The sequence below is a fragment of the Frateuria sp. genome, from assembly GCF_013362045.1.
Classification (GTDB): domain Bacteria; phylum Pseudomonadota; class Gammaproteobacteria; order Xanthomonadales; family Rhodanobacteraceae; genus Frateuria_A.
In genome coordinates, this window is sequence record NZ_JABFWW010000071.1 from 1 (window position 1) to 19,366 (window position 19,366).

At 69.4% G+C, this 19,366-nt stretch carries 14 protein-coding genes, 1 tRNA gene and 1 riboswitch; of the genes, 8 read left to right on the forward strand and 7 right to left on the reverse strand.

Annotated elements, in window-relative coordinates:
- The coding region (locus HOQ08_RS03465; protein WP_291191662.1) for a hypothetical protein at positions 1–491 on the forward strand (491 nt) is incomplete at its 5' end.
- A 40-nt stretch (positions 492–531) separates the two neighbouring features.
- Here HOQ08_RS03465 and HOQ08_RS03470 read toward each other — a convergent pair.
- The gene (locus HOQ08_RS03470; protein WP_291191665.1) at positions 532–717 is read right to left on the reverse strand and encodes a hypothetical protein; all 186 of its coding nucleotides are present in this window, start codon (positions 715–717) and stop codon (positions 532–534) included.
- Positions 718–972: 255 nt separating this feature from the next.
- The gene (locus HOQ08_RS03475) at positions 973–1,476 is read right to left on the reverse strand and encodes a cupin domain-containing protein (RefSeq protein ID WP_291191667.1); all 504 of its coding nucleotides are present in this window, start codon (positions 1,474–1,476) and stop codon (positions 973–975) included.
- A 156-nt stretch (positions 1,477–1,632) separates the two neighbouring features.
- Between HOQ08_RS03475 and HOQ08_RS03480 the strand changes: the two genes are divergently transcribed.
- From HOQ08_RS03480 to HOQ08_RS03500, 5 genes are all read left to right on the forward strand, one after another.
- Positions 1,633–2,034 (forward strand): hypothetical protein, encoded by a 402-nt coding sequence (locus tag HOQ08_RS03480; protein ID WP_291191670.1) that lies wholly within the window; start codon positions 1,633–1,635, stop codon positions 2,032–2,034.
- A gap of 68 nt (positions 2,035–2,102) precedes the next feature.
- Positions 2,103–2,327, forward strand: a complete 225-nt coding sequence (locus tag HOQ08_RS03485) for a hypothetical protein (protein WP_291191673.1) — start codon at positions 2,103–2,105, stop codon at positions 2,325–2,327.
- A gap of 332 nt (positions 2,328–2,659) precedes the next feature.
- Positions 2,660–4,537, forward strand: coding sequence for a potassium transporter Kup (locus HOQ08_RS03490; RefSeq protein ID WP_291191676.1), 1,878 nt, complete (start codon positions 2,660–2,662; stop codon positions 4,535–4,537).
- Positions 4,538–4,609: 72 nt separating this feature from the next.
- Entirely contained in the window at positions 4,610–7,285 is a 2,676-nt protein-coding gene (locus HOQ08_RS03495) for a sensor histidine kinase KdpD (RefSeq protein ID WP_291191679.1), read from the forward strand.
- A complete protein-coding gene (locus HOQ08_RS03500; RefSeq protein ID WP_291191682.1) occupies positions 7,282–7,989 on the forward strand; it encodes a response regulator in 708 nt (235 codons plus the stop codon). The genes HOQ08_RS03495 and HOQ08_RS03500 overlap by 4 nt, the downstream gene beginning before the upstream one ends.
- 23 nt (positions 7,990–8,012) lie before the next feature.
- Here HOQ08_RS03500 and HOQ08_RS03505 read toward each other — a convergent pair whose 3' ends face one another.
- From HOQ08_RS03505 to gcvP, 3 genes are all read right to left on the reverse strand, one after another.
- The gene (locus HOQ08_RS03505; protein ID WP_291191685.1) at positions 8,013–10,409 is read right to left on the reverse strand and encodes a hypothetical protein; all 2,397 of its coding nucleotides are present in this window, start codon (positions 10,407–10,409) and stop codon (positions 8,013–8,015) included.
- Positions 10,410–10,667: 258 nt separating this feature from the next.
- Complete coding sequence (locus tag HOQ08_RS03510) at positions 10,668–12,203, reverse strand: ShlB/FhaC/HecB family hemolysin secretion/activation protein (protein ID WP_291191688.1); 1,536 nt, start codon at positions 12,201–12,203, stop codon at positions 10,668–10,670.
- Positions 12,204–12,429: 226 nt separating this feature from the next.
- Entirely contained in the window at positions 12,430–15,318 is a 2,889-nt protein-coding gene (gene gcvP, locus HOQ08_RS03515) for an aminomethyl-transferring glycine dehydrogenase (protein ID WP_291191691.1), read from the reverse strand.
- Positions 15,319–15,356: 38 nt separating this feature from the next.
- Positions 15,357–15,452: riboswitch (glycine riboswitch) on the reverse strand.
- A gap of 203 nt (positions 15,453–15,655) precedes the next feature.
- Here gcvP and HOQ08_RS03520 point away from each other — a divergent pair.
- Positions 15,656–16,090 carry a VOC family protein gene (locus tag HOQ08_RS03520; RefSeq protein WP_291191695.1) on the forward strand — a complete coding sequence of 145 codons (435 nt, stop codon included), beginning with the start codon at positions 15,656–15,658 and terminating at the stop codon, positions 16,088–16,090.
- A 33-nt stretch (positions 16,091–16,123) separates the two neighbouring features.
- Here HOQ08_RS03520 and HOQ08_RS03525 read toward each other — a convergent pair whose 3' ends face one another.
- Both HOQ08_RS03525 and HOQ08_RS03530 read right to left on the reverse strand, forming a co-directional pair.
- A complete protein-coding gene (locus HOQ08_RS03525) occupies positions 16,124–16,684 on the reverse strand; it encodes a hypothetical protein (protein ID WP_291191698.1) in 561 nt (186 codons plus the stop codon).
- Positions 16,685–16,839: 155 nt separating this feature from the next.
- Positions 16,840–16,924, reverse strand: a tRNA-Leu gene (locus HOQ08_RS03530).
- A gap of 268 nt (positions 16,925–17,192) precedes the next feature.
- On the opposite strand from HOQ08_RS03530, the gene rnr reads away from it, so the two are divergent.
- A partial coding sequence (rnr, locus tag HOQ08_RS03535; protein ID WP_291191701.1) for a ribonuclease R occupies positions 17,193–19,366 on the forward strand: 2,174 nt, incomplete at its 3' end.

Below are 19,366 nucleotides of genomic sequence, written 5' to 3' on the forward strand. Positions count from 1 at the left end.
ACCGCGCCGGCGCCGCGCGCCGCCGGGTGCCGCGCCGCTGGCTGATGCCGGGCGCCGCGCTGGCCGCATCGGTGGCGCTGGTTGCGGTGGCGTTGTGGTGGTGGCAACCCGGCGGCGATCTGGTGCGCATGCAGGGCGGCCAGGCGATCGCGGCGGGTGCACTCGAGCACGCGCTCGACCGCGCCTTGGCGAGCGAGCCGGACGCGCATGCCGAGGTCGCCATCGGCCTGAGTTTCCGCAGCACCGACGGGCACGTCTGCCGCACCTTCGTCCTGCGCACCCGTCCGGCACGGGCAGGGCTTGCCTGCCATGGCGGCGCGGGCTGGTCGCTGCCGGTGCTCGGTCCGGCGGCGGAGCCGGAAAGGAGTGAATTGCGCCAGGCCGCCAGTGCCCTGCCGCCCGAGGTCCAGGCGGCGGTCGACGCGCGCCTGCGCGGCGATGTCTTCGACGCCCGGCAGGAACGCGCTGCGCGCGATGCCGGCTGGCGCTAGCCGGAGCGGAAGCGCCGGCGGCTTGGTCCTCTTCAGTACATCAGTACATCCGCATCGATGCGGCGCGGATGACGTATGGATCGGCATCGTGCTCCGGGGCGGCCGCGATGCGGGTTACGTCGTCGATGCGCTGCGTTGCCCGGCCGCTGGCATGAGCCTGCATGCGTTCGCGCAGGACGGCGTTCTCGCGCATCAGGCGTTCGCATTCGTCATGGAGGCTGCGCATGGAGCGCTCCAACTGGTTGCAGCGCAGTTTCAGTGCGTTTGGCATGGGGACGTTCTCGGTCTGGCTGTCAGTCGCGGAATGAGGTGGCACGCGGCAGGGACGAGTGGCCGGGACGATGCCTCGCCACTCGCTTGTCGCGATGGTGGCCCGTCGACCGTGAGGCCGCCGTCTAGCAGTCGCTAGCAAAAGGCTCAGGCCGCGCGAGGAGGAAACAAGGCGTTCCCGGCCGTGGCGATGCGGCCGGTGGCGATACGGCTACGGTGGGCTCCATCGCGTGGTCAGCGGACCGTGCTCGCCCGCGACCGGATCGCAGCGCGGGAACGGCAGTTGGTCGATGCGCCTGAGCATCTGGGCATCCGGCGCGTCGCGGCAGATGTCCCACTTCTGCCCGGGCGGATAGGCGCCCACCACCAGGAAGTCGTTGCTCGATTCCAGGCTGCGATGGCCGGTGCCTGCCGGCAGCACCGCCGCGTCGCCCGCCTTGACTTCCACCTCGCGGCCGCCTGGCCCGCCCAGCATCAGGCGCGCCGCTCCCTTTGCCACGCCGAGCACCTCGTGGGCGGTGGAGTGGTAATGATGGAAGTCGTAAACGCCGGCGCGCCATTGCGGCGGCCAGCCGTTGAGGCGGAAGCGCAGTTCGAAAGTCACCGTGGTGTCCTCGCCCGTATCGGCAAGCGCCTGGCGGTAGAGCAACACGGGCAACCGCGGATGGTTGGGCACCCAGTCGTGGGGCGAAAGCAGAAAGGCTTGTACTCGCATCGCGTCGTGGTTCCGGCAGGGACAACCGTTGCCCGAGCTTGCGCCGGCGCATGTGTACGAGGCGCCGATCTAACGCGCCGCGAATCGGCACTGCACGCGCCGCTGACCTTCGCTGCGGCAGGATCCTGCGCAGCGAAACGGAATTGGGAGAACCCCATGGGCAGCATCGATGATCCGCGCGGGCGCACCAACGCCAACCTGCAGGACGCCATCGGCAAGCGCGCCGGGCAGGTGCAAGTCGAAGGCGAAGGCCGAAGAGCCATCGAGCCCGCGGGCGGCACCGGCGGCGCAAGCGGCACCGGCCAGATGCGGCCGCACCATGGCTTCGGCGCCAGGCGTAACACGCCGGGCGAATCCGAGGATCCGGAAGCCATCCTGCCGGAGCCGCGCAATGGGCCGACCTATCAGACCGGCGGCGTTGGCCTGGACCGCGCGCAGCACGTCGAGGAACGCAAGCGCCGCGAGAGCGGCGTGGGCTCGACCAAGGGCCACGGTGCCGACGGACAGGGCGGAGGGTTCGATCCGCCGCCCGGAGCGCCGACGAGCGGTAGCCGGTAGCGCCTTCCGCATGCCTGTCGCCTCACTGCCGGCATGCCCGCCGGCCCCGATTATCGCCAGGAGCCGCGATGCACCGTGACGATTTCTCCTCTTCGCACCGCTGCCTGGCGCCGGGCGTGCCGCTAGGCCTGGCCATCGCGCTGGTCGCGCCGGACCGGGCCAGGACCACCGGCATCGCGGCCAAGGGTGGCGTGCCGCCGATGTTCGAAGCGGACCACCAGGCTGCTCGACCGGACGCAAGTATCGCCTGCTGGCACGCACCGGACGGCTGCCCGCCCTCAGTGCCCGGCTGAAGCCCCACGGCAGTTAGGTGCGACGCGTGCCGGCACCCTTGGGCAAGCCGGCCTGCACAGACCCTGTTCGAGTGACCGAGAGCATGGCCAGCGCGACGCCGAGCGCACTGCCGTGGGCCTGCGCGATTTCTTGCGCGCCGCGAACTTTTACGCAGAATTTACGCTGCCGTCGGCCGCACGGACGATGCGCACGCGATCTGCGCAATAAAATGGTCGCTCCATGTTCGCGTTCCTCACTCCCATGCGCAGCCCTTTCCCGGTTCCTCCTTTTCCGGTCGCCGGCCTAGCCGCCTTGCCGCGCCCGATCGCGCGCGGACGCTGCTGAGCCCGGCATGAATACTTCCGATTCCAAGCAGCGCCTGGCGGCCCTGGCCCTGGGCGCCGTGGGCGTGGTCTACGGCGACATCGGCACGAGCCCGCTCTACACCTTCAAGGCCGTGTTCGGCGAGCAGGGCATCGGGCCTACGCCGCAGAACGTGCTGGGTGCGCTGAGCCTGATCTTCTGGTCGCTCGTCATCGTCGTGTCGGTGAAGTACGTGCTCTTCATCATGCGCGCGGACAACAAGGGCGAAGGCGGCATCATGGCGCTGATGGCGCTGGCCCAGCGCAGCGTTCGCGAGCTGCCGCGCGTGCGCCTGCTGATCACGCTGCTGGCGATCTTCGGCGCCGCGCTGTTTTACGGCGATGGCGTGATCACGCCGGCGGTGACCGTGCTGGGCGCGGTGGAGGGCTTGGAGGTGGCCGCGCCGCCGCTGGCCAAGTGGGTGGTGCCGATCGTGCTGGTGGTGATCGTGGGGCTGGCCTGGCTTCAGCGGCATGGCAGCCACCGCATCGGCGCCGTGTTCGGGCCGGTCTGTGCGGTGTGGTTCGTGGCCATCGCGGCGGTGGGTGTCTACGGCATAGCCCGCCATCCCGGCGTGCTGTGGGCGCTCAGCCCCAGCTACGGCGTCTCCTTCTTCCTGCGCAACCACATCGAGGCGTTCTTCGCGCTGGGCGCGGTGGTGCTGGCGGTGACCGGCACCGAGGCGCTGTACGCGGACATGGGGCATTTCGGGCGCCGGCCGATCCGCGTGGCCTGGTTCTTCTTCGTGCTGCCGGCGCTGCTGCTCAATTATTTCGGCCAAGGTGCACTGCTCCTGCAGGACCCGGCCGCCGCCGCCAATCCCTTCTATCTCCTGGTGCCCCGCGCCGTGCTGTACCCGATGATCGCGCTGGCGACCGCAGCGGCGGTGATCGCCTCGCAGGCGGTGATCTCCGGCGCGTTCTCGATGACGCGCGAGGCCATGCAGCTGGGCTATGTGCCGCGCATGCGCGTGGTGCATACCTCGCGCGAGATGTCCGGGCAGATCTTCGTGCCCTGGATCAACCGCATCCTGCTGGTGTTGATCCTGGCGGCGGTGATCGGCTTCCGCTCGTCGGACAACCTGGCGTCGGCCTACGGCATCGCGGTCACGGGCACGATGGTGATCACCACCTTGCTCGCGCTGATCGTGGCCCGCTACCTGTGGCGCTGGAGCCTGGCTGCAGTGCTCGCCACGGGCCTGGGCCTGCTGACGGTGGACGTGGCCTTCTTCAGCGCGAACATCATCAAGATCGAGTCCGGCGGCTGGTTCCCGCTGATCCTCGGCCTGAGCATCTTCGTGGCCATGACCACCTGGCGCCGCGGCCGCGAACTGGTGGTGCTGGAACTCAAGCACGGCGGCCTGGCCCTCGCGCCGTTCATCCGCAGCATGGCCGAGTACCCGCCGGTGCGAGTGCAGGGCACGGCGGTTTTCCTGACCGCCAATCCCGATGCGGTTCCGCATGCGCTGCTGCACAACCTCAAGCACAACAAGGTGCTGCACCAGCGCAACGTGCTGCTGACGGTCGAGACGCTCGACACGCCCGTGGCCGAGGCCGGGGAGCGCTTCGAATGGCAGGCGCTCGATGGCGGCTTCGGCCGCCTGCTGTTCCGCTTCGGCTTCGCCGAAGACCCCGACGTTCCCAGGGCCATGACCTACTGCGCCGGCCATGGCGGCCCTTCGTTCGACATGATGGACACGACGTTCTTCATCTCGCGGGAGACCATCGTCGCCGCGCAGCGGCCCGGCATGGCGTCCTGGCGCGACAAGCTGTTCGCCTTCATGGCGCGCAACACGCTGCCCGCCACCGCGTTCTTCCGCATCCCGGGCAACCGCCTGATCGAACTCGGCGCGCAGGTCGAGATCTAGCTCGACGAAGCCATGTGCCGATGTCCTTGAGGCGCGCTAACGTAGGCAGGTCCCTCCACCGGCGGCAGCGGCATGGCTGATCCATCGCTGATCGACCCGCGCCAGGCGCACGTGGGCGCGTTCCCTGGCGCAATGCCGGAAACCCCTCATCGCCGGCTCAAGGTGTTCCTCGGCGCCGCTCCCGGCGTGGGCAAGACTTACGGCATGCTCTCGGCCGCACGCGAGCTCATGCGGCAGGGCGTCGATGTCGTGGTCGGTTTGGCGCAGACGCATGGATGCGCTGAGACCTCGGCGCTGATGGACGGCATGGAGGTGTTGCCGCAACGCACGGCGCGCTGCCGCGACCGCGGCTACGCGGAGTTCGACCTGGATGCGGCGCTGGCGCGCAGGCCCGGCGTGCTGCTGGTGGACGAACTGGCGCACACGAACCTGCCGGGAAGCCGCCACCAGCGGCGCTGGCAGGACGTCGCCGAGCTGCTCGACGCAGGCATCGAGGTCTACACGGCCCTCGACGTGCAGGAACTGGAGAGCCTCAACGACCAGGTACGACGCATCACCGGCATCACCGTGCACGAGACGGTGCCGGATGCCTTCCTGGACTGCGCCCGCGACATCGTGCTCGTCGACCTTCCGCCGCGCGAAATCATCGGGCGGCTGCGCCAGGGCAAGGTCCACGTGCCGGAAACCCTCGCCGCCTCGCTGGATGCCTTTTTCTCGCCCGGCAGCCTGGCGGCGCTGCGCGAGCTGGCGGTGGAAACGGTCGCCATTCACGTGGAAAACAACCTGCGCGAGCACATGCGCTCGCGCGGCAGCGCCATGCCGGTGCGCCGCCGCGTGCTGGCCGCGATCGACGGCCACGCACAGAGCGAGTACCTGGTGCGCGTGGCGCGCCGCATCGCCGAGCGTCGCGGTGCGCCGTGGGGCGTGGCCCACGTCGACACGGGCGGTGCGGGAGACCTTGCGCGGCGCGAGCGCGTGGAGGCGGCCATGCGCCTGGCCCGACGCCTGGGCGGCGATACCGTGATGCTGCGCGGCCATGCGGTGGCCGACGAGCTGCTGGCCCATGCCGACCGCGAAGGCGTCGGGCAGATCATCCTCGGACGCACCCGCGAGCGGCCGCTTGCACGCATGGCCGGGCGGTCGCTGACCCAGCAGCTGCTCCGCCGCGGCGCGCACCTCGAGCTCGCCATCGTCGCCACGCCGATGGAGCGGTCGCGCTCGCGCCGGTGGCTCGCTTCCGGCAGCTGGGGCGGTCGCCACCAGTACGCGTTCGCCACGCTGGCAACGCTGGCGGCCTTCGGGCTGGCGTTCGTGGGCGAGCGCTTCCTTTCGGTCGCCAACCTGTCGCTGGTCTTCCTCACCACGGTACTGATGGTGGCGGTGCGTACGCGCATGGCGGTGGCCATCTATACGGCCATCCTGTGCTTTCTTGGCTACAACTTCTTCTTCACCCCGCCGCGCTACACGCTGGCCGTGGCGAACGCCGACGACCTGCTGGCCGTGGTGCTGTTCCTCGCCGCCGCACTGGTATGCGGGCGGCTCGCGACGCGGCTGGCCAGCCAGGTCGAATCGCTGCGCGCAGCGCAGGTGCGATCGCGGGCCTTGCTGGACCTGGGCCATCGGCTGGCGACCAGCACCGACGCGCAGGCCGTGCGTCAGGTGGGCGCGCAGGCGCTGGCGCAGGCGCTGGATGCGCGCGCCGCCATCCTTGCCCGAGGCCAGGACCAACTGCTCGAACTGGCCGCGTCGTCGCCGGCGGGGCTGTCGCTGTCCCAGCAGGACCTGGCGGCGGCCGACTGGAGCGAGCGACACGCCAAGCCGGCCGGGCGTTGCACCGACACGATCAACACGGCCAACTGCTGGATGCTGCCGCTGGGCGGCGAAGACAAACCGCTGGGCGTGGCTGCCCTGCGCTTCGACGAAGGCGCCGGCGAGCCCGATCCCGACCGGCGAAGCCTGGCCCTTGCCATGGCGCAGGACATCGGCTTTGCCCTCGAACGCGCGCGGCTGGCCGAGGCGCTGGAAAGCGCCCGAGTGCAGGGCGAGACCGAGCGATTGCGCAGCGCCTTGCTGTCCTCCGTATCGCACGACCTGCGCTCGCCGCTGGCCTCCATGATCGGCGCGGCCGGCACGCTCGCCAGCTATGAGGAACAACTGCCGCGCGAGGAGCGGCACCAGCTGCTGGAGGCGATTCTCGCCGAGGGCCAGCGCCTGGACCGCTACATCCAGAACCTGCTGGACATGACCCGCCTGGGCTACGGCACGCTCAAGCTCAACCGCGACTGGATGGACGCAGGGGAGGTCGTCGCCTCGGCGGTCGGCCGCCTGCGCAAGCTGTTCCCTGCCGTGCGCGTGGAGATCGACGCGCCTGCGGAGGCCGTGCTGCTGTTCGCGCATCCGGCGCTGATCGAGCAGGCGCTGTTCAACATCCTGGAGAATGCTGCGCGCTTCTCGCCGCCGGAAGCGCCGGTGCGAGTGGCCGTGCGTGGGGAAGGAGAGCGATTGCTGATCGACGTGGCCGACCTGGGGCCGGGCATTCCCGAGGAGGAGCGCGCCCGTATTTTCGATATGTTCTACTCGGTCGCGCGCGGCGACCGTGCGCCGCAGGGCACCGGACTGGGGCTGGCGATCTGCCGCGGCATGGTCGGCGCCCACGGCGGCAGCGTGGAGGCCTTGCCAGGCGGCGGCGCAGGCACGACCATCCGCGTCACCCTGCCGCTGCCCCCTGCGCCCGACACCGTCCCATGAGCAATGCGCCGCGCGTGCTGGTCATCGACGACGAAGTGCAGATCCGCCGTTTCCTCGACATCGGCCTGCGTGCCGAGGGCTACCGGGTGGCGCTGGCGGCCACCGCGGCCGAGGGCCTGGCGTTGGCGTCGACGCACTCGCCCGACGTGGTGATACTGGACCTGGGCCTGCCCGACCGCGAAGGCCACGAGGTGCTCGTCGAGCTGCGTCGGTGGAGCCCGGTGCCCGTGCTCATGCTTTCCGTGCGCGAGGCGGAGCGCGAGAAGGTCCGTGCGCTCGATGCCGGCGCGAACGACTACATGACCAAGCCGTTCGGCATCCAGGAACTGATGGCCCGGCTGCGTGCCCTGCTGCGCGCGCGGGCCGCTGCCTTTACCGACAGTGGCCCGCGCTACGACGATGGCCGGCTGGCGGTCGACCTGCTGAGCCGCGAGGTCAGCCTCGACGGACGGACGGTTCCGTTGACCCGCAAGGAGTACGCCGTGCTGGCCTTGCTGCTGCGGCATGCCGGGCGCGTGGTCAGCCAGCAGCAGCTGCTTCGCGACATCTGGGGCGCGACTCATGTGCAGGACACGCATTACCTGCGGATCGTGGTCGCCAAGCTGCGCCAGAAGCTCGGGGACGACCCGGCCGCACCGCGCTGGCTGAAGACCGAGCCGGGCGTCGGCTACCGTTTCCTGGAGGGCGATGCCGGCCGCGTCTGACGGCCGGCATCGCAGACGAGCGCCTAGTTCGCCGCCGGCGGCGTGTCGGTCTGGAACATGGACGGATCGAGCGCGGCGTAGATCACATTGCTTCCGCTCTGCTTTCCGCCGAAGAAGGCGCCTGCGCCGAGCGCGCCGCTGGCGTATTGCTGGGTCAGCGCGCTGGTGCCGAAGCTGATCGGGCTGTTGGCGTTGGTAGTGACCGTGTAGCTGCCCAGGTTGAGCGGGTTGGCGGTGATGAACTCCATGCCGCCGTCGCTCGCCGTGCTGCCCGGCAGCACGTTGCTGAAGTTGCCGCCGAGCGTGATGGTGCCGTTGCCCAGCGTCGCCGGCGCGGCCGTGCCGTCGGCGTTTTTGTTCACCGTGCCCAGGTAGACGTAGCCGGGCCAGTAGAAATTGCCCGTGCCGGTGGCGATGTTGCCCGACGCCTGCAGCACCAGGTGTGTGTTGGGCAGGCCGGAGGAAACGGCGGCCGACCCGTTGCCGTAGATGGCCGGCGACCGGGTGTAGCCCGGGGGCACCAGCAGGACGCTGCCGTTCACCAGCAGGTTCACCGAGCCGGCGGCCTTGTTGTAGGTCACCGGCTTGAGCGAAAGCTGCAGCGGCGCCCGCACGGAGCGGGCCGGCAGGTAGGCGTAGCGGAAGTCGGTGCCGGGCGAGGGCAAGGCGCCCACGGTGCCGGTGAAGGCGACGGTCAGCCGCGGGTCGGTACCGGTGAAGTTGAGGTTGCCGCCCGCTCCGTTGTAGACGCTGCTGAGCGGCTGGCTCGAATCGCCCAGGAAGATCCAGCCGGCCGAAAGCGTGCCGTTGAGCAACACATTGGGATCGACTACGCGGCCGTCGGTGGGCAGGACGGTATAGGTCGGCCCCTTGATGCTGACCAGGTGCGCCGAGACGGTGGCGCCGCTGCCGACGGTCACCGCATAGTCGTTGGCCATCTCGCTGCCGGCGGCGATGGTGATGTTGCCCGACTGCGCGCCGGTGCTGGCCACGCTCATCAGGTTGCTGAGGATCTTCACCTGGCGGCCGTGCACGATCGCGCCGGTCACGTACAGCGGCGTGGCCAGGGTCAGCACGCCATCGGTCCAGAAGGTCGGGGTGTCGTCGGTGGCGTTGTAGCCGCTGGAGGAACTCACCAGCTGGCCGATGGTGTTGGTGGGCGTGAGGTCCGCCGCGTTGGTGCCGTAGCCGGTCTGCACCTTGCCGCCGAGGTACATGTCCTGCCACGCCTTGACCTGCAGCTTGGAGCCTTGCGCTAGTTGCAGCGTGCCGGTGTTGAGCAGGCTGCCGGTGGAGGTGTTGGCGCTGCCGCCGTAGTGGCTGGCGCGGTTGGCGTCGATGGTCAGCTGGCCATAGCTGGTGAGGGTGCCGCTGTTGGTGATCGAGTAGTACGCGCCCGGTTGCCAGTTGCTGTCCGAGGCGGTGCTCAGGCCCACCACGCCGGTGATGCTGCCGGTGTTGTTGATGCTGCCGTCGATCACGTTGATCAGCTGGGCGCCGGTAATGGTGCCGTTGTTGACCAGGTTGCCGCCGCCCTGCACGGTGATGCCGTGCAGGGTGTTGAAGGTGCCGTCGTTGGTCAGCGAGGTGAACGTGGTGCCCACCGTGCTGGTCAGCGTGCCCTGGTTCCACATCGCGCCGTTGGTGGTCGGAATGGTCAGCGTCCCCTGGTTGGTGAACAGGCCGGCCACGCTGTAGTCGCCCAGTGCCAGCGTGCCAGTGTTGAGCGCCGTGCCGCCCGAGCCGAAGCCGCCGAGGCTGCGGCCGGAGGGCAGGGCGCCAGCGGTGGTCAGCGAAGCGCTCGTATTGTTCGCGCCGCCCGCGCCGGCGTTGGCCGACGCCAGGCCCGCGCTGAGGCTGGTGCTGCCGCTCGGGCCGGTGAAGGCGCTCAGATCCACGTTGACGTTGCCGCCGCCGGCGATCAGCACGCTGGTGCCGCTGATGGTGGCGCCCCTGGCGACGGTGACGTCGCCGCCGGTGCCGGTGTAGGCGATGGAACTGGCGGTGCCGCCGAAATCGCTGCCGGTCCCTGCGAGCGTGGTGTTGCCGATCAGGCCCACGCCGGCGGTGGAAGAGATCCTGGCGCCGGCGCCGACGATGATGCCGTTCGAATTGGCCACGAAGATGCTGGTGCCGTTGCCGACCAGCTGGCCGTAGAGCTGCGAGGGGCTGCCGCTGCTGTCGATGTTGAGCACGGCGGCGCCGTAGCCGCCGGTGCCGTCGTTGAAGGCCAGGTGCGAATTCGGACCCAGGTTGAAGCCGGCCGGGCGGGTCGGGTTGATGTCGGTGCCCGAGCCCCAGTTGATCACCGCGTTCGCCCCGCCGGTATCGCTGGCATTGCCGATGACGATCGTCTGCGTGCCCGCGCCGGCGACTCCGGCCGATACGTGGCCGCTGACGATGGTGCCTTTGCCGGGCATCTGCCGGAGGCTCACGTCGGCACGGACGGGCGCGCAAGCCAGAGAGAGCGTGATCGCAGCGGCCAGTGCGGCCGCGTTACAGCCCCTGATCCTGTACATGGACGGAACCCTCGAGAATGGTGTTGGGTGGGGAGAGGCGGTCGTGCGGGCGGCAGGCTACGCACGCCCGCGTGGCGGACTCGTGAGTAAACGTGCGCTGGAAAAAACCGCGGAAAGCGTTCGATGTGGCGCAAAAAAATGCGCCCCGTGCATCGCCTGCTACAACCCGAACTGCAAATAGAAAAACGCATGCGCACGCTGCCGCCGGCGTGGGTCCTGCGGCGTGTGCGAGCTGCCCAGCGGCCGCGCGTAGGCGACTAGCGCGTGGGCATCCAGGGCCGGCAGGTCCAGGCCCAGGCTGGCGCCGGCATCGGAAAGCCGCTGCCATCCCTGGCCGGCGAGATCCGCGTGGTAGCGCGCGGCGCCGTGTTCGGCGAACAGTGCCGGCCGCAGCTTCAGCGCGCCCAGCGACCACGCCGGTGCCTGCATGGTGACGCGCCCCAGGTAGCCGCGATCGCCCACCAGCGTGCCGGGGAACCAGGCGGCCAGCATGTTCCAGCCACCCAGCACCCATTGCTCGTAGGACGGCAGCGTGTCGGGCGTGGTCTGCGCGCTGAGGTCGATCTGCACGCTGTAGCCGCCGCCCAGCGCCTGGTCGACGCCGGCCCGCGCGGTGTAGATGCTGAAGTGCCCGTCGGCATTTCCGGGAGCTGCGCTGAAGCCGTGGCTGCCGCCCAGTCCGCCGAGCTTCAACCCGCCGCCCAGGCTGAGCGTGGCGGAACGGCCGGCCAGTCCAGCCACGCGCCAGGAACCTTGCGTGCCCAGGTCGAATACGTCGTAGCGCTGGTCGCGCAATGCATAGGCGCCGTCGAACACCGTCTCGCGGTCGTGGATGCGGTGCAGGCCCTCGGCCAGTGTCCAGCGGCGCGCGTCGTCGGCGTACAGCAGTTGCGTGGCGCCGGCGCCGAATACCTTCACCGTGCCGCCCGGGTTCAGCGGCGCGAAGGCTGTCCCCAGCCGGTAGCGGGTGGCGTTGCCGTCGAGCTGGAACCAGCCGGCCGGGGTGACCTTGGCGAGGGTCGCGCCGGTCGCCGCGTAGTAGCCGCCGCGGCTGTCCTGGTCGATGCCGGTCAGTGCGCGCGTATGGGTGGCCTGCAACGTGTAGCCGTCGTGCTGCAGCTGGCCCTGCACCTGCACCAGGTCGTGGCCGGCGTAGCGGTTGCCGAGGTTGCCGACGGTCACGCTGCCGCTGGCGGTACGACTGTCCTCGAGCGGGGCGGTGTCGATGCGCAGCGTGCTGCCGCCGCGTTCGGCCGCCGGTTCGAAGCTGATCTTCGGCTGCTCGCCGTTGGTCGCCGCATCGGCCTGCGCGAGCAGTCCGCGCCGCACGACCTGTGCGGTGCGCAGCGTGTCCCTGCCCAGCAGACCGTTGAAATAGGCGGCCAGGTGAGCGGGCCCTTCCACATGGGCCAAGCGACCCTGGGTCACCTCGATCCGGACGTCCTGGCCCTGCACGCCCGCGGCAACCGCCACGAGGAAATAGCCCTTGTCGGCATAGGCATGCTTGAGCGCGCCGATCGCTGCCTCGGGTGTCGCCGCACCGGCCAGGGCCGCCCGTACGTCGGCGGGGTCGAGCAAGGTGTTGCCATCGACCTTGTAGCGGAAGCCATGGCTCAGCACCGGGAGCGACGCACCCCGGGCGGGCCCGGCGACGACGGCCACGGTGCCGTGCGATGCGGGTGGGGGGACGGTCATTGCGAACATCAAAGGCTCCGCGGATGGCCGGTGGCGCCGGCCACCGTCAAAGCGGCGGATTCTCGGGCGGCATGTGTGTGCGAAATGCGCACGGCGGAACCGGAGTGCCGGTGGCCGCTCGCCCGGCGCGGACGCGCCTGCGTCGAAGTGCCGTCAACGCACTGGCTGGTTGGCGGCAAAAAAGAAGGCCCCGCATGCGGGGCCTTCGTCATCGCGATGAGCTGGCTCAGGACACGTTCGGTTCGCTGAACGCCTCGATTTCTTCCTTGAAGTCGTTGATCGGCACGCAGCTGCAGAACACGTTCTTGTCGCCGTAGATGTTGTCCACGCGGGCCACCGGCGACCAGTACTTCTGCAGCTTGAGGCTGGGCAGCGGGAAGGCCGCCAGCTCGCGCGGGTAGGCGTGGGTCCACTCGGTGGCCGACACCTGGGTGGCGGTGTGCGGGGCGTGCTTGAGCGGATTGTCCTCGCGGTCCAGGCGGCCGTCCTCGATCGCGCGGATCTCGTCGCGGATCTGGATCATCGCGTCGATGAAGCGGTCGAGCTCCTGCTGCGACTCGGACTCGGTCGGCTCGACCATCAAGGTGCCCGCCACCGGGAAGCTCAGGGTCGGCGCATGGAAGCCGAAGTCGATCAGGCGCTTGGCCACGTCCTCGGCGCTGATCCCGGTACTCTCTTTAAGCGGGCGCAGGTCGAGGATGCACTCGTGCGCCACCAGGCCGTTGCGGCCGGTGTAGAGCGTCTCGTAGTGCGGCGCCAGACGTCTGGCGATGTAGTTGGCGTTGAGCAGCGCGACCTGGGTGGCGCGGCGCAGGCCCTCGCGGCCCATCAGCGTGATGTACATCCCGCTGATCGGAAGGATGCTCGCGCTGCCGAAGCTCGCGGCCGAGACCATGCCCACCGGCGTGTCCTCGCCGAGCTTCCTCGGCAGGAATGGGGCGAGATGCGACTTGACCGCGCACGGGCCTACGCCCGGGCCGCCGCCGCCGTGCGGGATGCAGAAGGTCTTGTGCAGGTTGAGGTGGGAAACGTCCGAGCCCCACTTGCCGGGCTTGGCCACGCCGACCAGCGCGTTCATGTTGGCGCCGTCGGTGTACACCTGGCCGCCGTGCCGGTGGACGATGTCGCAGATGGCGACGATGTCCTCCTCGAACACGCCGTGCGTGGACGGGTAGGTGATCATCAGCGCGGCCAGGCGGCCGGAGTACTTCTCCGCGTTGCGGCGGATGTCCTCCACGTCCACGTTGCCGTTGGCGTCGCACTTGGTCACCACCACCTGCATGCCGCACATCTGCGCGGAGGCCGGGTTGGTGCCGTGAGCCGACTCCGGAATCAGGCAGATGTCGCGATGGCCTTCGCCGCGCGAGCGGTGGTAGGCGCGGATCGCCAGCAGGCCGGCGTATTCGCCCTGCGCGCCGGAGTTGGGCTGCAGGCTGACCGCGTCGTAGCCGGTGCACTCGACCAGCATGGCTTCCAGGCCGTCGATCAGTTCCTGGTAGCCCTGGGTCTGCGCGGCGGGTGCGAGCGGATGGATCTGGCCGAACTCGGGCCAGGTCACCGGGATCATCTCCGCGGTGGCGTTGAGCTTCATGGTGCACGAGCCCAGCGGGATCATCGTGCGATCCATCGCCAGGTCCTTGTCGGCGAGTGAGCGCATGTAGCGCAGCAGCTCGTGCTCGCTGTGGTGGGAGTTGAACACCGGGTGGGTGAGGAAGGCGCTCTGGCGCAGCAGCGTGCGGGGCAGCGCGTCGTGGACGGCGGCGTCCAGCGCATCGATGTCGGCCTCGGCGCCGAACAGGCCCGCCAGCGCGACGACGTCGGCGCGGGTGGTGGTCTCGTCCAGGCTGATGCACAGGCTGGTCGCGTCCACTTCGCGCAGGTTGATGCCGGCGGCACTGGCCTTGGCGTGGGCGACGGCGGCGTCGATACCGGTGACGTGCAGCGTATCGAAGAAATCGCCGCCGACCTTTACCCCGGCCCGGCGCAGCGCGACGGTCAGGATCACGGCCAGGCGATGCACGCGGCGGGCGACGCGGGTCAGGCCCTCGGGGCCGTGGTAGACGGCATACATGCTCGCCATCACCGCCAGCAGCACCTGTGCGGTGCAGATGTTGGAGGTGGCCTTCTCGCGGCGGATGTGCTGCTCGCGCGTCTGCAGGGTCAGGCGATAGGCCTTCTTGCCCTCGGTGTCGATCGAGACGCCGATCAGGCGGCCGGGCATCGAGCGCTTGTACGCATCGCGGCAGGCCATGAAGGCCGCGTGCGGGCCGCCGAAGCCGTACGGCACGCCGAAGCGCTGGGTGTTGCCGACCACGATGTCCGCGCCCCAGTCGCCGGGCGCGGCGATCAGGGTGAGCGCGAGCAGGTCGGTGGCCACGCAGACGATGCCGCCGCGCGCGTGCACGGCGTCGGCCAGCGCCTTGTAGTCGCCGATGTGGCCGAAGGTGTCGGGGTACTGCAGCAGGATGCCGTAGCTGTCGACCGTGGCGGCGTCCTGGTCGCTGCCGATGTGCAGTTCGATGCCCATCGCCTCGGCGCGGGTCTTGAGCACCTCGAGCGTCTGCGGATGCACGCGGTCGGAAACGAAGAACACGTTCGACTTGGACTTGCCCGAGCGCTTGGCCAGCGTCATCGCCTCGGCCGCCGCGGTGCCTTCGTCCAGCAGCGAGGCGTTGGCGATCTCCATGCCCGTCAGGTCGGCGCACATGGTCTGGAAGTTGATCAGCGCCTCCATGCGGCCCTGCGAGATCTCCGCCTGGTAGGGCGTGTAGGCCGTGTACCAGGCCGGGTTCTCCAGGATGTTGCGCAGGATGACGTTGGGCGTGTGGGTGCCGTGGTAGCCCTGGCCGATGAAGCTGCGGAACACCCGGTTCTTGTTGGCGATCGCACGGATCTTGGCCAGTGCCTCGACTTCGCTGACCGCACTGGGCAGGTCCAGCGGCGCGGGCGACTTGATCTTGGCCGGAACGATCGCGTCGGTCATCGCCTCGAGCGAGTCGTAGCCGATCGTGCGCAGCATCTGCACGACTTCGGCCTCGTTGGGGCCGATGTGGCGCGCGATGAAGGCGTCGTGGTTTTCCAGGTCGCGCAGCGTGGGGTTGTGGGTCTGGCTCATGGCGGGCGTCCAAAGGCAACGCGTGCGTGCCGCACGCGGGGCGCCCCTCTGTCCTTTTGCCTGAGAGTTTGGAAGCGCATGCGCCTCGTGCCCCTTCGGCGGCGGATTCAACCGCTCTCTCCAGAGTTTTTGCACGCGACGGTATCGGGCCTGAGCGATTACGGGCGTTGCGTCTTCGGCAGCGGATTGTTCCCCGCTTCTCCCGCCGCGTGCGAAGGGCCGATTATACAGGTGCCGGCGGATCCGCACGCCCCGAACCCGGCTCGACGGCATGGTTGGGCAGGACCGGCCTGGCTGGCGCCTGTACGATGACCACCCCCTCCCCCAGGAGTTCAAGATGCCCCCGTTCCGGCTGCAGCAGATCGACCACGTGGTGCTGCGTGTGCATGATCTGGCCGCCATGCAGACGTTCTATTGCGGCGTGCTCGGTTGCAGCGTGGAGCGCCGTCAGGACGACATCGGCCTGGTGCAGCTGCGCGCGGGCGCGTCGCTGATCGACCTGGTGCCGCTGGAGGGCAAGCTCGGCCGCCTGGGTGGCGCGGGGCCGGGCAGGGAGGGCCACAACATGGACCACCTGTGCCTGAGCGTGGAGGGCTACGACGAGGAGGCCATCGTGGCGCACCTGCACGCGCACGGCGTGCGCGTAGGCGAGATCGGCTCGCGCTACGGTGCGCAGGGCGAAGGCCCGTCGATCTACTGCTACGACCCGCAGGGCAACAGGGTGGAGCTGAAAGGTCCGCCCGTGGTGCGCGCGGGAGGACCGACTCCGTGAGGCGCGCGGGGCGCCCGTGCGCCAGCCTGCCGGCTACGACGGCTCGCGCTGCTGGCCTTCCTTCTTTGCCTGTGCCAGGTCCTCGTCCGAGAGCAGGCGCCTGTCCGGGTCGCCGGTGCCGTGGCCCGGCGCGAAGCGCAGCTTCTCCATGTAGGGCGTGGGTTGCTTGCGCCGGTAGTCGGCGAACTCCTTGGCGTAGTAGGCGCGTGCCTCGTCGGCGTTCTTGGCGCCGGTGACGATGTCGTGCATGAGGTTGAGCGCGAGGAAGTTGGCCTGCTCGTCGTGGCAGCGGGCGGAAACCTCGCCCGCCGTGCGCTCCACGATGACGCTGCCGTCGAATTTCGCCAGCTCGGTGAATTTTTCCGGCGGTACGCGGTAGTCGATGACCGATTCGACCGCGTCGATGTGCGGCGCGGGAAAATCGTGCCGGAAGAACGCCCGCGAGGCGACCATGCGTTTCCACGGGCCCGCTTCGAACCAGGTCAGCTCGCTGTCGGTGGCTTCGTCGGGCTCGCCATGGGCGTCGATGACGAGCTGGGCCGCCTCGCGCGACTCCTCCGGCCAGTTCCTGATGTGTTCCGCCGCGTGAGTCATGGATTTTCTCCGGATGCGTACGATCCGGACAACTTACCCGCCGCCGTGTCGTCCACGGGTGACGTGGCGGCAGCCGGTGAGCGGTCTTGCCGCTGCCGCGAGAAGCTTCTGGCCGAAACGAAAAAGCCCGCCTTGCGGCGGGCTTCATCTACAATTGGTGCCCAGGAGAGGACTCGAACCTCCACGGTTTTACCCGCTAGTACCTGAAACTAGTGCGTCTACCAATTCCGCCACCTGGGCAGGTGCCGCGCGAGCCGTTCGGACTGCGCGAGCCGCGTAGAGTAGGCATCTCCCCCAGGCTTGTCAACACTTCGTTGATAGGAATTTCATCGCACCGCGCGGCATGCTGCGCGGTGCTCTACCACAAGGACATTTCGTGACCAGAAAGAAGTCATCCCGCACCGGCAGGGGCGGGGATACGGGCGCAGGCCTCCGCGCACCGAAGCCACGCGGGCGCAATCCTGCACGGCGCGCACCGCCGGCCGCCGCGCCCACTCACATGGAGGGCGTGCGCGATCCGTTCGCCGAGCGCGAAGCGCAGCGCTACGAGCGGCCCATCCCCAGCCGCGAGGCGATCCTGACGCTGTTGGACGAACGCGGCGAGATGCTCAGCGAGGCGCGCATTGCCGAGGCGCTGGGCCTGTACGACGAATACGGCATCGGCGCCTTGCGCAAGCGCCTGGGCGCCATGGTGCGCGACGGCCAGCTGCTGCAGGGCCGGCGCGGCGACTTCGCGCCGGTGCGCAAGCTGGACCTGATTCCGGGCGTCGTGCTGGCCAACGCCGAAGGCTATGGTTTCCTGCGTCCCGACGAGGGCGGTGACGACCTGTACCTGTCGCCGCAGCAGATGCGCACGGTGCTGCATGGTGACCGCGTGCTGGCCAGCGTGGTCGGCATCGACCGCCGCGGCCGCCGCCAGGGCGCGATCGCCGAGGTGCTGCAGCGTCGCTCGCCGCGTCTGGTCGGCCGGGTGGTGGTGGAGAACGGCGTGACCCTGGTGTCGCCCGATGACCGGCGCCTGCACCAGGACGTGATGATCCCGCCAGGGCAGGAACAGGGCGCGCGCGCCGGCCAGATCGTGGTGGCCGAGATCACCGATCCGCCGACGCCGCACCGCGGGCCGCTGGGCCATATCGTCGCGGTGCTGGGCGAGCGCCTGCAGCCCTCGCTCCTGGTGGAGATGGCCATCGCCAGCCACGACCTGCCGCACGAGTGGCCGCCGGAGGTGCTGCGCGATGCGGCCCAGGTGGAGCCGCAGGTGACCGCCGCCGAGCGCGAGGGGCGCATCGACCTTCGCAAGCTGCCGCTGGTGACCATCGACGGTGCCGACGCCCGCGACTTCGACGATGCCGTCTATGCGGAACCACGCCGCGGCGGCGGCTGGCGCCTGGTGGTGGCGATCGCCGACGTGTCGCATTACGTCAAGGTCGCCAGCCCGCTCGACCGCGAAGCCTACGAGCGCAGCACCTCCACCTATTTCCCCGGCTTCGTGGTGCCGATGCTGCCGGAGACGCTGTCCAACGGCATCTGTTCGCTCAACCCCAAGGTCGAGCGGCTGTGCATGGTGTGCGACATGCAGGTCGACGCCGACGGTGAAGTGGTCAAGTCGAAGTTCTACGACGCGGTGATGCGCTCGCACGCGCGGCTGACCTACGACGTCGTGTGGCAGGCGGTAGGCCTGCTCGATCCGGAGGCGCGCGGCCAGGTGGCCGACGTGCTGCCGCAGCTCGAGCACCTGCACACGCTGTACAAGGCGATGGCCGCGCAACGCAAGCGCCGCGGCGCGATCGACTTCGAAACTCCGGAGGTGAAGTTCCGTCTCGACCAGCGCGGCGAGGTGGAATCGATGGGCGCGACCGAGCGCAATGACGCGCACAAGCTGATCGAGGAATGCATGATCGCCGCCAACGTGCAGGCGGCCACGTTCCTTACGAAGAAGAAAATCCCCGCGCTGTTCCGCGCCCACGAGCCGCCGCCGGCGGAGAAGTACGAGGACCTGCAGCAGTTCCTGCGCGAATTCAAGCTGCGCATGCCGCCGGTGGAAGAGGTCACGCCGGGCGACTTCGCCGACGTCCTTCGCATGGTGCACGACCGGCCCGAGCGCGAGCTGATCCAGTCGGTGCTGTTGCGCGCGCAGAGCCTGGCCGCCTACCAGCCGGAGAACCGCGGGCATTTCGGCCTGTCGCTGGAGGCCTACGCGCACTTCACCTCGCCGATCCGCCGCTATCCGGATCTGCTCGTCCATCGGGCGATCCGTTACGCGCTCGCCGGCGGCAAGCCGAAGGACTACACCTATACCCCGGCCGAGATGGCGGCCATGGCGGTGCACTGCTCGCAGCGCGAGCGGCGTGCCGAGGAGGCCGAGCGCGACGTCGACGAGCGCTTCAAGACGGCATGGATGTCCAAGCACGTCGGCAGCGAGTTCGATGGCGTGATCACCGGCGTGACATCGTTCGGCCTGTTCGTCGAGCTCGAGGAGTCGCGCGTGTCCGGCCTGGTGCACATCAGCCAACTGGCCAACGACTACTATCACTTCGATCCGGCACGCAAGCTGCTCAAGGGCGAGCGCACGGGCGAGCAGTTCCGCCTGGGCGACCACGTGCGCGTGCAGGTGCTGCGCGCCAGCCTGGAGGACCGCAAGATCGACTTCCGGCTGGTGCCGCGGCGCGCCGCGGCGGCGCC